Origin of the sequence: Mycobacterium sp. pW045, assembly GCF_041287085.1 — a bacterium.
Taxonomy (GTDB): Bacteria; Actinomycetota; Actinomycetes; order Mycobacteriales; family Mycobacteriaceae; genus Mycobacterium; species Mycobacterium algericum_A.
The window spans coordinates 145,614-157,746 of record NZ_JBGGKU010000010.1 but is presented as its reverse complement, the minus strand read 5'-3'; the positions used below and the strand labels follow the sequence as shown (position 1 = coordinate 157,746).

The window sequence follows — 12,133 nt, the reverse complement described above, 5'->3', positions numbered from 1 at the left end:
CGACCGCACGGGTGTGCTCAGCGCTGACGCAACGTGTTCATCGGCGGCCGGTCCACCAGTGACAGCGGCGTGGTGCGCGGCAGGTAGTCGGTGCCGTCGGCACCGGCGGCGAAGAACTGGGTGAGCCCGACGCCGGAGTCGGGGACCCCGCACCGCGACAACAGGGTGGCGACGACTTGGCGGCTCATCACGGCCAACTCGGCCAGCGGGCGGTTGCGGTGGGCCCGCACTCCCAGGTTGACCTGGGCGATCGCGTCCAGGCCCAACCGGTCATAGGTGTCGATCAACAGGCCGATCTCCACGCCGTAGCCGGGCGCGAACGGCACCGACGCCAGCAGCTCGCGACTGCCGGCGTACTCACCGCCCAGCGGCTGCAACACAGCGCCCAGGTCGGGCCGCAGCGCGGTCAGCAGCGGGCGGGCGACCAACTCGGTGACCCGGCCGCCACCGGTGGCGTCCTCGGTGCCGTTGACCTTCAGCGGCCGCCGGTAGAAGCCCTTGACCAGATGGACGTTGTCGCCGGTGAGCAGCGGCCCGACCAGGTTCGGGACGAACATCGGGTCGGGGTCGATGAGGTCGGAGTCCACGAAAACCACGATGTCGCCGCTGGTCGCGGCCAGCGAACGCCACAGCGCTTCGCCTTTGCCGGGCTGCGGGGGCACCTCGGGGACGGCCTGTTCGCGGCTGACGACGCGAGCGCCCGCGGCGATAGACCGGATCTCGGTGTCGTCGGTGGAGCCGGAATCCAGCACGATCAGTTCGTCGACCAGGTTGTCGAGCAGCGGGGTGATGCTGTCGATGACCGATTCGATGGTCGCCTGCTCGTTCAACGCGGGCAGCACCACCGAGACGGTGCGCCCCGTCTCGGCCTTGGCCGCCACCAACTCGGCGACCGTCCAGTCCGGACGGTTCCAGGTGCGCCCGGCCAGCCGGGTGTCACCCAGCCCCGCGACCAGGTCGGTCATGCTAAACCCCTTACTGTGCGGGTCGGGGCCCGCACGCCCTGGATGGATGCCACCATCTCCAGGACGCGCCGGGTCGGCCCGACCTCGTGCACCCGGAACATCCGGGCGCCGGCGGCCGCCGCAAGCGCGGTGGCCGCCAGCGTTCCCTCCAGTCGTTCGGTCAGACCCACACCGAGAGTCTCCCCGATGAAGTCCTTGTTGGAGAGCGCCATCAGCACCGGCCATCCGGTAGCGACCAGCCTCTCCGTGTGTCGCAACAACGCTAGCCCGTGGAAGGTGTTCTTGCCGAAATCATGGGTGGGGTCGATCAGCACCCGGTCGCGCGGCACCCCGGCCGCCACCGCCCGCTGCGCGGCCGCGGTGACCTCGTCGATCACCGCATCCACCACCCCGTCCACAGTGGTGCCGTAGCTCACCCGGAACGGGCGGGTCCGCGGCGCCGCGCCACCGGTGTGCGAGCAGACCAGGCCGACACCGAACTCCGCGGCGACCGCCGGCACCTGCGGGTCAACTCCCCCCCAGGTGTCGTTGATCAGGTCGGCGCCCGCCACGCAGGCGCGTTTTGCCACCTCCGAGCGCCAGGTGTCGACACTGATCAGCTGGTCGGGGTAGGCGCCGCGCAGCCACTCGATGAAGGGAACCACCCGGGCGGTCTCGGCATCGGCGTCGACGGTCCGCCCCGGCCCGGCCTTGACCCCGCCGATGTCGATGACGTCCGCCCCGTCGGCCACCGCCTGGTGCACCGCCGACTTGGCCGCGTCGTCGTCGAAGGTGGCGCCGGCGTCGTAGAAAGAGTCCGGGGTGCGGTTGATGATCGCCATGATCAGCGCGCGATCGGCCGCCACCGGACGACCGCAGAGGGTGGACTGCACGGTTCTATGGTGCCCGGTCGGTGCCGCGACGCGGTGGTCAGCCCTGACCGGCCGAGACCGGCCTCAGCCCCGCGGCCGCTTCCCGGCGGCCACTTCCCCGGGATAGTCCTCGTAGTAGGGCACATAACCCTCGTCGCGACCAGCCAGCACGTACAGCGGGTCGTCGATGCGGGCGTCACCGGCGCCGTAGCCCTGCTCACGTAACTCCACCTTGCGGCTCTTGAACGTGGTGGTGTGCGCCATCGTTTCCACCAGCCGCACGAACAGCGGAACCGCATACGACGGCAGCCGGTCGTAGACGGTGCGGGCCAACCGGGCCCCGTCGAACGACGCACCGTCACGCAGTTTGATCGCGGCCATCCCGGCACGCCCACCGGTGTCGGGCACCTCGACGCCGTAGACGGCGCATTCCTCGACCGATTCGTCGGCGGACAACGCGGCCTCGACCTGGGTGGTGGCGACGTTCTCGCCCTTCCACCGGAAGGTGTCGCCGAGCCGGTCGACGAACGCGGCGTGGCCCATACCCTGCGGCCGCATCAGGTCGCCGGTGTTGAACCAGCAGTCCCCTTCCCGGAAGGCGTTGCGCACCAGCTTCTTCTCGTTGGCCTCCGGATCGGTGTAGCCGTCGAACGGCGAAAGCCTGTTCACCGGGCTCAGCAGCAGCCCGGGTTGCCCCGACGGCACCCGGCGTACCCAGCCGTCCTCGCCGCGCAGCGGTTGCCCGGTGTCGTGGTCGTACTCCACGTAGGCCAGCGGCAGCGGGTACAACCCGGTGCTGCGCGGCACGTTGAGCACGTTGAGGAACGCACTGTTGCTCTCGCTGGCGGCGTAGAACTCGCAGACCCGCTTGATGCCGAACCGGTCGGTGAACTCGTCCCAGATCTCCGGCCGCAGCCCGTTGCCGGCGATCACCCGCACCTTGTGCGCCCGGTCGGTCGGCTTGGGCGGCTGGTTGAGCAGGTACCGGCAGACTTCGCCGATGTAGACGAACGCGGTGGCGTCCGCGGCGATCACCTCGTCCCAGAAGCGTGAGGCGGAGAACGATTTGCCCAGCGCCAGTGTCGCGCCGGAGTTGAGCACCGAGGACACCGCGACCGTCAGCGCATTGTTGTGGTAGAGCGGCAGGCAGCAGTAGAGCGTGTCGCTGCTGCGCAACCGCAGCCCGATTCCGCCGAAGGTGGCCAGCGCCCGCAGCCACCGGTAGTGCGTCATCACACTGGCCTTGGGATAGCCGGTGGTGCCGGAGGTGAAGATGTAGAACGCGGTGTCCTTGGCCAGCACCGCCTCGACCGATACCGGGTTGTCGGCGGGCGCGGTGGCCGCCAGCCGCTCGAACTCCTCGATCGTGACCGGCTCGGCGGTCGCGCCGCTGTCGTGCACGGCGCTGACCAGATCCGACTCGGCGATCAGCAGTTTGGCTTCCAGCAGGCCGAGGCTGTGGACCAGCACGTCGCCACGCTGGTGGTAGTTGACCATCCCGGCGATCGCACCGCATTTGACGACGGCCAGCATCATCAGCACCGCGTTGGGTGAGTTGCGCAGCATCACTCCGACGACGTCGCCGTGGCCGACGCCGCGAGCGGCCAATACCGCCGCAAAGCGGTTGACGGTCGCGTTGGCCTCGCGGTAGGTCAGCTGCTGCTCACCGAACCGGATGAAGACGCGGTCGGCGTGTTTGGCGGCGCGGTCCTGAAAGACCTTGCCGATCGACGCCTTGGAGGTGGGTCGGGCCAGCAGGCCGGTCCGCATCCCACGCAGCATCGCCGGCATATCGGCGACGAGCACGGGCAGCCGAGTCGCGATGTCGGTCAGCCCGATCCGGGTCCCGGAATTGTGATCGGACACGGTATCCCCTCGGGGTCGGCAGGTGCTGAGACAGCCCAGACGATCGCCGGCACGGCGGAGCCGGGCGCAGCGGGTCTGCTGTGAAGACACAGCTTAGTCGGTACCGGCAGTACCGGGTGCGCAGGCGTCCAGTGCCGTCTCGAGCTCGTCGACCACCAGCAGCCGGTCCATCGCACGCTGGGACACGAACCCGGCGTCGAGCAGCCCGGACATCCAGGCCCACAGCCCCGCGTAGTGGCCGTCCGGATCCAGCAGCACGACCGGTTTGTCGTGCAGACCCAGATACCGGCCGGTCCATGTCTCGAACAGCTCCTCCAACGTGCCGATGCCGCCGGGCAGGGTCAGAAACGCGTCCGCGCGTTGGTCCATGACTTGTTTGCGCTCCCGCATGGTGTCGGTGACGATCAGCTCGTCGGATTCGACGTCGGCCACCTCGCGGTGCAGCAACGCCTTGGGGATCACTCCGACGGTGCGGCCACCGTGCTGCCGGACGGCCACCGCCAGTGCGCCCATCGCCGAGACGTTGCCGCCACCCCACACCAGCGTCCAGCCCCGTTGCGCGATCGCCGCGCCGACTTTGGCGGCCAGCGCCAGCAGCGCCGGGTCGCTCGGGCCGGACGCACAGTAGACACACACCGCCCATTCGCTGCCCCGCACACCCGAAAGGCTAACCGGCGACTGGCGCAGACCGTAAAATCTGCGCGATGCCGATCCGGTGGAACGTCCCCGAGCATTCGGCCGCCCTGCACCGGCTGACCGAAGCGCTCGACGCGGCCGGGGTCCGCGCGGGTGCGGTGGTGCTCGGCCCCGACGGCTGCGGCAAGTCCACGCTGGCCCGGCTGGCCGCCGAGGACCGCGCCCGCCGGCATCCGACCACCCGCGTCCGCTGGGTGATCGGCACCCCCGCCGAGCGCACGGTGCCGTTCGGTGCCCTGAGCCATCTGATCCGGGTCGCCGACATCGGCAAGCCCGCCGCGCTGCTGCGGGCCGCACGCGAGTCGCTGGCCGCCGGCGAGGGGGACGGCGGCGAGCTGCTGCTGGTGGTCGACGACGCGCATCAGCTCGACATCCTCTCGGCGACGCTGGTCTATCAGCTGGCGCTGACCGGCGCGGCCCGGATGATCATCACCGGCTGCGCCGACGCCGCGCCCCTCGCGGCGCCGCCCGTGGCCGCGTTGTGGGGCGATGAGTTGCTGGCCCGCATCGACATCGCGGCACCGGACGAGGCCACCGGCGCGGGTGACGTCGACGCCTTTGTGGCCGAGTTGCCGGCACCCGCACGCGCGGTGCTGGACTATCTGGCCGTCATCGAGCCGCTGCCGCTGGCCGAGCTGACCCAGCTGACCAGTGCCGACGCCGTCGACCAGGCCGTAGAACTCGGTGCGGTCGAGATCCGCGCCCGCGGCGGTCACGGCCCGGACCCGGTGGTCTACACCGCCCACCCGCTGTTCGGCGAGCAGGCGCGCGGAGCACTGGGCGCCCCGGACGGCGAGGCCGCCCGCCGGCTGCGCACCGAGGTGGTCGCGGTGCTGTCGAACCGGCCCTGCGAGCACGTCGGCGAGCAGTTGCGGCTGGCGGCGCTGGCCGCCGACAGTGACGCGCCTCCACCCGTCGGGGAGCTGGTGGGCGCCGCCCAGCAGGCACTGCGACTGGGAGATCTGGAGCTCGGTGAGCGGCTGGCCCGCAGCGCACTCGACCGCTCCGGAGGGCTACCGGCCCGGCTGGCGCTGGCTCACGCGCTGGGCTGGCAGGGCCGCGGGCGCGACGCCGACGCGGTGCTGTCGGCGGTCGACCCGGCCGGGTTGACCGAACCGGAGTTGATGGCCTGGGCGCTGCCGCGGGCCGCCAACCAGTTCTTCATGCTGGACGAGCCCGAACGCGCCGCGGCGTTTTTGGCCGCCACCCGCGGCCGGGTCACCGGCACCACCCCGCGCATCACCCTGGATGCGCTCGGCGCAACCTTCGCGATGAATGCCGGCAACATCGGCCGCGCCGCCGAGGCTGCGGCCGCGGTGTTGGCCGACCCGGCCGCCGACGACATGGCGGTGGCCTGGGCGGGCAGCGCCGCGGCACTGTGCGCGGCGAGGGCCGGCCGGTTCGGCGACGTCGCGGGGTTTGCGCGCCGCGCACTGGACGCCGAACATCCCGGCCTGCTGCGGTTCACCATCGGGCTGGCCGAGATCACCGTGCTGCTGATGACCGACCGGTTCACCGAGGCCCACGAAACGGCCCGCCAGTTCACCGATTTCGCCGAACTGGCCCAGCCCGGCCGGGCGATCGGCGAGGTGCTGGTGGCGCAGGCGCTGATCGCGGCCGGCAAATTCGATGCCGCGGCCGAGCTGCTGGCACCGGCCGCGGCGACCTTGGAGCGGACCGGGTATTCGTGGGGTCCGCTGTCGCTGACCCTGCTGGCTACCGCCCTGGCGCGGCAGTCTGACATCGCCGGGGCGGCAAAAGCGTTGCGCCGGGCAGAATCCCGTCACGGATCCAAGTCAGCACTGTTCGCCCCGGAGTTGGGTGTGGCGCGTGCGTGGCAGCGGGCCGGCATGCGGGACCACCATGGCGCGATCACCGCTGCCCGCGACGCCGCCCGGATGGCCGAACGCAGCGGGCAGTCCGCGGTTGCGCTGCAGGCCTGGCAGGTGGCGGTCCAGCTCGGTGATGCCCGGGCCGTCGACCCGCTGGCCCGGCTGTGCGACGAGGTCGATTGCGCGTTCGGCCGGACCGCGCTGGCGCAGGCCCGCGCGCTGCCCACCGGGGGTTAGGCGCCTTCCCGGTCCTGCGGCGGGAGCTCGGTGTCCAGTGGGCCTTCCAGTGGCAATTTGACGACGTGGCACCGGCGTGTCGCGTCGTCAAATTGCCACTCGGCGAGCCCACCTAGCCGGCGAGGAACCGTCGCAGCAGGTCGGTCACCGCGCTGATCTGGGAGACCGGCACCCGCTCGTCGACGCAATGGGCCAGGTTCGGGTCGCCGGGCCCGTAGTTGACCGCGGGAACACCGCGGGCGGCGAACCGCGAGACGTCGGTCCAGCCGTACTTGGCGCGCACCTGACCGTCGGCGGCGGCCACCAGGGCAGCCGCCGCGGGCGCGGTGAGCCCGGGCAGGGCGCCGGCGGCGACGTCGGTCTGGTCGATCGCGACGTCGAGCCCGTCGAAGACCTCCCGCACATGGGTCAGCGCCTGCTCGGGTGAGCGGTCCGGCGCGAAGCGGAAGTTCACCGTGACACTGGCCGCGTCCGGAATCACGTTGCCGGCCACCCCGCCGTCGATACGCACCGCCGAGAGCCCCTCGCGGTAGACGCAGCCGTCGATGTCGACGCTGCGCGGCCGATAGGCGGCGAGCCGGTCGAGCACCGCCCCCAGTTTGTGGATGGCGTTGTCGCCCAGCCAGGACCGCGCCGAATGCGCCCGGGTGCCGCCGGCGGTGACGACGACCCGCAACGTGCCCTGACAGCCGGCCTCGATAAAGCCGCCGGTGGGCTCACCGAGGATGGCGAGGTCGGCCACCAGCCAATCCGGCAGGTTGCGTTCGATGCGGTTCAGTCCGTTGGCGGCCGCGTCGATCTCCTCACAGTCATAGAAGACGCAGGTCAGGTCGTGTACCGGTTCGGCGATGGTGGCGGCCAGGTGCAGGAAGACGGCGTCGCCGGATTTCATGTCGACGGTGCCGCAGCCGTGCAGGACATCACCTTCCGCCTCGGTGGTGCGGCGGCTGGGCAGATTGCCGGCCGCCGGAACGGTGTCCAGATGCCCGGCCAGCAGCACCCGAGTCGGTCGCCCGAGCCGCGTACGAGCCAGTACCGCGTCGCCGTCGCGGATGATCTCGAAGCCGGAGGTTTGGGCCCGTAGCGCGGCTTCCACCTCGTCGGCGATTCGTGCCTCGTGCCGCGATTCACTGGGGATGTCGACCAGCGCCGCGGTCAGCGCAATCGGGTCGGAGCGCAGGTCCAGCACGGCCCCAGCGTAGCGGGTCGCTTCTCCCCGCGAGCAGACGTGAAAGCCCCCAATTCTCGGGCGCGCAGGGGGCTTTTGCGTCTGGTCGCCGAGGGAAAGTAGCCTGACCGGCGTGACTGGAGCTTCGGGCGTCGGCGTGGCGACGCTGGCCGCAGACGGATCGGTTCTCGACACCTGGTTTCCTGCACCGACGTTGGACGGTGAGGGTGACCCGGGCACCACCCGCTTGGCGGCTGCCGACGTGCCCGCCGACCTGGCTCACCTCGTTGAGCTGGTCGGCGCCGACGAGGACCGCGGCACCGAGACGGTGGCGGTGCGCACCGTGATCGGTGCACTGGCGGACAAGGCCGCCGACGCCTACGACGCCTACCTGCGGCTGCATCTGCTGTCGCACCGACTGGTGGCCCCGCACGGACTCAACGCCGACGGGTTGTTCGGTGTGCTGACCAACGTGGTGTGGACCAATCACGGGCCGTGCGCGGTCGAGGGTTTCGAATCGGTGCGAGCCCGGCTGCGGCGCCGCGGTCCGGTCACCGTCTACGGCGTGGACAAGTTCCCGCGGATGGTCGACTACGTGCTGCCGTCCGGGGTGCGCATCGCCGACGCCGACCGGGTGCGCCTGGGCGCACACCTGGCGCCGGGCACCACGGTGATGCACGAGGGATTCGTCAACTTCAACGCCGGCACGCTGGGCACCTCAATGGTGGAGGGCCGCATCTCGGCGGGTGTGGTGGTCGGTGACGGCTCCGACGTCGGCGGCGGCGCGTCGATCATGGGAACGCTGTCCGGCGGTGGCACCCAGGTGATTTCGATCGGCCAGCGCTGCCTGCTGGGGGCGAACTCCGGGCTGGGCATCCCGCTGGGTGATGACTGCGTGGTCGAGGCCGGACTCTATGTCACCGCCGGCACCAAGGTCGCCATGCCCGACGGCACGACGGTCAAGGCCCGGGAGCTGGCCGGCGGCAATAACCTGTTGTTCCGGCGCAATTCGTCGAGCGGGGCCGTCGAGGTGGTCGCCCGCGACGGTCAGGGCATCGCGCTCAACGAGGACCTGCACGCCAACTAGCGGCCGGGTTCATACGGCGGTCCCAGCTTCCCCTCTCCTCCGTCGAGGCTCGCTGAACCGCCGCGTCAGACCAGCGCCTGCTCCTTCTTCGCGGGCTGGACCGGTTGCGGCCAGGGCTGCGGACGTGGGCGTGGACGCACGATCTGCGGCCACCAGAACCAGCGTCCGAGCAGGGTGGCGATCGACGGTGTCATCAGGGACCGGACGATCAAGGTGTCGAAGAGCAGGCCCAGTCCGATGGTCGTGCCGACCTGGCCGATCACGATCAATGCGCTCACGGCCATGGAGGCCATGGTGAAGGCGAACACCAGACCGGCAGCGGTGACCACGGCACCGGTGCCGACCATGGCGCGGATGAGCCCGGTGTGCAGACCGGCGTGGATCTCTTCCCGGATGCGCGCGACCAGCAGCAGGTTGTAGTCGGCTCCGACGGCGAGCAGGATGATGACCGACATCGGAAGCACCATCCAGTGCAGCGGGATGCCGACGAGGTGTTGCCAGAGCACCACCGACAGACCGAACGCCGAGCCGAGACTGAGCACCACCGTGCCGACGATCACCGTTGCGGCGACCACGGCGCGGGTCAGCACCAGCATGATGACGAAGATCAGCACCAGTGCCGCCGTCCCCACGATCAACAAGTCGAAGTTGGCGCCCTGCTGCATGTCGTGGAACATCGCCGCACTGCCGCCGAGGTAGATCCGGGCGCCTTCGAGCGGCGTTCCCTTGATGGCGTCGGCCGCCGCGACCTTGAGCGGGTCGATGCGCGATGTCCCCTCGGGGGTCAACGGATCACCTTGGTGAATGATGGTGAACCGCACCGCATGTCCATCGGGTGACATGAACAGTTTGATGCCCCGCTTGAAGTCGGCGGTCTCGAAGGCTTCCGGCGGCAGGTAGAACGAGTCGTCGTTCTTGGCGGCATCGAACGCCTCGCCCATCGCCGTGGAATTCTCCTGCATGGCCATGTTCTGGTCCTGCTGTGCCTTCTGCACCTGGTACTGGTTGAGCAACGTCTGCTTCTGGTTTTTCATCGACTGGATCTGCGCCGGCATCACGGCGACCATCTGCGGCATCAGCTCGGCCATGCGTTGCATGTCGGGAACCAGGTCGTCGAAATCGCCGGACATGGTGTCGATACCGTCCAGGCTGTCGAAGACCGATCGCAGCGCCCAGCAGATGGGAATGTCGAAGCAGTGCGGCTCCCAGTAGAAGTAGTTGCGGAACACCCGGAAGAAATCGTCGAAATCGGCCATGTGGTCCCGCATGTCGGAGATGTCGTCGGAGGTCTTCGCCATCTTGTCGGCCATCCGTTGCGACACCGCGGCCAGGTCCGTCTGAATCCTCATCATCTCGGTCATCGAGTCGATGCTGGCCTGCAGGTCATCGGCCTGGCTGAGCAGGTTCTCCAGGTTGGTCTGCATGTAGTCGTTGTTCATCAGCGCGGCGGTACCGCTCTGGCCGATGGTGTAGGGGATCGTCGAGTGCTTGATCGGGTCACCGTCGGGGCGGGTGATGGTCTGCACCTGGGCGATACCGTGCACGTTCTTGAGAGCCTTGGCGATCTTGTCGATCACCAGAAAATCTGCCGGGTTGCGCAGATCCCGGTCGGCTTCGATCATCATCAGGTCCGGGTTCATCTTTGCCTCGGAGAAGTGCCGGGTCGCCGCCGCGTAGCCCACGTTGGCCGCGACGTCGTCCGGCAGGTAGATGCGGTCGTTGTAGTTCGTGTGGTAACCCGGCAGGGCCAGCAGGCCGATCAGCGACGCCGCGACGGCGACCACCAGGATCGCCCCCGGCCAGCGAACCGTCGAGGTACCGACTCGGTGCCATCCGCGGGCCGCGCTGATGCGCTTGGGCTCCAGCACACGGCCGAAGCGGCTGCACACCGAGATGACTGCGGGCCCCAGCGTCAAGGCTGCCGCGACCACGATCACCATCCCGATCGCCAGCGGGATGCCCATCGTCTGGAAGTACGGCAGCCGAGTGAAGTGCAGACACAGCGTCGCCCCGGCGATAGTCAGCCCCGATGCCAGCACCACATGCGCCGTGCCTGCGAACATGCTGTAGTACGCGGATTCTCGGTCCTCACCGGTCTTGCGTGCCTCCTGGTATCGGCCGATCAGGAAGATCGCGTAGTCGGTGGACGCAGCGATGGCCAAGGTAACCAGCAGGTTGGTGGCGAAGGTCGTCAGACCGAACACGTTGTGGTAACCCAGGAATGCCACCACCCCCCGGGCGCCGGACAGCTCAAGTAAGACCATGGCGAGCACGATCAGTGTGGTGATGACGGATCGGTAGACGGTCAACAACATCACCGTGATCACGGCGAAGGTGAGCCGCTCGATGAGCTTCATACTCGCGTCGCCGACGTGGTTCTGGTCGGTGCTGGTGGCCGCGGGACCGGTGACGTAGGCCTTCACCCCGGCGGGAGTGGGGCCCTGGGATGCGATGTGGCGCACCGCATCCACCGACTCGTTCGCCAGCGTCTCACCTTGATCACCGGAGATGTAGACCTGAACGTAGGCGGCCTTGCCGTCCGCGCTCTGGGCGCCCTTGGCAGTCAGCGTGTCGCCCCAGAAGTCTTGCACATGCTGCACATGGGCGGTGTCGGCGCGCAGCTCGCGAACCATGCGATCGTAGAATTCGTGCGCCTCGCCGCCCAACGGCTCGTCGCCTTCGAGCACCACCATCACCGAGCTGCTGGTGTCGTACTCTTCGAACACCTTGCCGACCCGCTTGGTGGCGATCATCGACGGCGCATCGTTGGGGCTCATCGACACCGCACGCAGCTTGCCGACCTCTTCTAGCTGCGGCACAACAATATTCAGGGCGGCGATGAGAGCGATCCACGCCAGGATGATCGGCACTGCGAACCGTCGGATGAGCCGGGGAATCAGCGGACGCTCGGCGTGACGAGGCTGCGCGATGGCCTCGGCCGGCCGGTCGTCCGTCGGCGCGGTCATGCGGCCTTCACAAAGCAGAAGGTCTCGGCATTGAATCCGGTAGCGGTCCGTTCCTGTTTGATCTCGTCGTCGACGGTGACCCGGCAGCTGATGCTGTCACCGTCACTCTGAGCCAGGATGTTGGGCATCACCGAGGGCAACGTGGTCTCCAGTGTCAGCGTCCAGGGCAGCGCCGCGCTCGTGACGCGCTGGGGCTTGCCCTCGAGGTCCATGTAATTGATGACGGCGCTGCTGCCCGAGCCGAAGACTTCATAGGTGACGAACTTCGGGTTGAAGTCCTCGGCGTTATCCGAGGAGATGTCGGTCACCACGACCGGATGCGCACCGAACACCGTCCGCAGCTGGGCGACTGCGATGACACCCGCGCCCACCGCGATCACGATCAAGACGGGCAGCCACACCCGGCCTAGCAGCCTTATCATCGTCACCTTTCCCGACGTCGGCCCGGGGCAGCCCTGCGTCTCT

General features: G+C 69.1%; 9 protein-coding genes. 2 read left to right on the top strand and 7 right to left on the bottom strand.

From position 1 onward, the window contains the following. Positions 1-17: 17 nt before the first annotated feature. From ACAG20_RS16845 to ACAG20_RS16830, 4 genes are all read right to left on the bottom strand, one after another. Entirely contained in the window at positions 18-965 is a 948-nt protein-coding gene (locus ACAG20_RS16845) for a glucosyl-3-phosphoglycerate synthase (RefSeq protein WP_083038438.1), read from the bottom strand. Further along, the gene (gene folP, locus ACAG20_RS16840; protein WP_112688569.1) at positions 962-1,837 is read right to left on the bottom strand and encodes a dihydropteroate synthase; all 876 of its coding nucleotides are present in this window, start codon (positions 1,835-1,837) and stop codon (positions 962-964) included. The genes ACAG20_RS16845 and folP overlap by 4 nt, the downstream gene beginning before the upstream one ends. A 63-nt stretch (positions 1,838-1,900) precedes the next feature. After that, positions 1,901-3,682 carry a long-chain-acyl-CoA synthetase FadD6 gene (fadD6, locus tag ACAG20_RS16835; protein ID WP_370493383.1) on the bottom strand — a complete coding sequence of 594 codons (1,782 nt, stop codon included), beginning with the start codon at positions 3,680-3,682 and terminating at the stop codon, positions 1,901-1,903. 93 nt (positions 3,683-3,775) lie between these two features. Next, a complete protein-coding gene (locus tag ACAG20_RS16830; RefSeq protein ID WP_112688565.1) occupies positions 3,776-4,339 on the bottom strand; it encodes a TIGR00730 family Rossman fold protein in 564 nt (187 codons plus the stop codon). Positions 4,340-4,386: 47 nt separating this feature from the next. Here ACAG20_RS16830 and ACAG20_RS16825 point away from each other — a divergent pair, with 47 nt between their 5' ends. Beyond that, positions 4,387-6,447 (top strand): AAA family ATPase, encoded by a 2,061-nt coding sequence (locus tag ACAG20_RS16825; protein ID WP_370493382.1) that lies wholly within the window; start codon positions 4,387-4,389, stop codon positions 6,445-6,447. A gap of 112 nt (positions 6,448-6,559) precedes the next feature. Here ACAG20_RS16825 and dapE read toward each other — a convergent pair whose 3' ends face one another. Then, entirely contained in the window at positions 6,560-7,636 is a 1,077-nt protein-coding gene (gene dapE / locus ACAG20_RS16820; RefSeq protein ID WP_370493381.1) for a succinyl-diaminopimelate desuccinylase, read from the bottom strand. Positions 7,637-7,739: 103 nt separating this feature from the next. Between dapE and dapD the strand changes: the two genes are divergently transcribed. After that, on the top strand, positions 7,740-8,702 hold the full coding sequence (gene dapD, locus ACAG20_RS16815) for a 2,3,4,5-tetrahydropyridine-2,6-dicarboxylate N-succinyltransferase (RefSeq protein WP_370493413.1): 963 nt from the start codon (positions 7,740-7,742) through the stop codon (positions 8,700-8,702). 65 nt (positions 8,703-8,767) lie between these two features. On the opposite strand, the gene ACAG20_RS16810 is transcribed toward dapD, so the two are convergent. Further along, on the bottom strand, positions 8,768-11,668 hold the full coding sequence (locus ACAG20_RS16810) for an RND family transporter (RefSeq protein WP_370493380.1): 2,901 nt from the start codon (positions 11,666-11,668) through the stop codon (positions 8,768-8,770). Next, positions 11,665-12,090: an MmpS family transport accessory protein gene (locus ACAG20_RS16805; protein WP_112684666.1), complete on the bottom strand. Its 426-nt coding sequence runs from the start codon at positions 12,088-12,090 to the stop codon at positions 11,665-11,667. The genes ACAG20_RS16810 and ACAG20_RS16805 overlap by 4 nt, the downstream gene beginning before the upstream one ends. Between the last annotated feature and the right edge of the window lie 43 nt (positions 12,091-12,133).

What these genes read in the sequence shown, in the direction of transcription:
- ACAG20_RS16845 (WP_083038438.1), bottom strand. Translation starts at nt 965, where the DNA reads ATGACCGACCTGGTCGCGGGGCTGGGTGACACCCGGCTGGCCGGGCGC.
- ACAG20_RS16825 (WP_370493382.1), top strand. Translation starts at nt 4,387, where the DNA reads ATGCCGATCCGGTGGAACGTCCCCGAGCATTCGGCCGCCCTGCACCGG.
- ACAG20_RS16810 (WP_370493380.1), bottom strand. Translation starts at nt 11,668, where the DNA reads ATGACCGCGCCGACGGACGACCGGCCGGCCGAGGCCATCGCGCAGCCT.
- ACAG20_RS16805 (WP_112684666.1), bottom strand. Translation starts at nt 12,090, where the DNA reads ATGATAAGGCTGCTAGGCCGGGTGTGGCTGCCCGTCTTGATCGTGATC.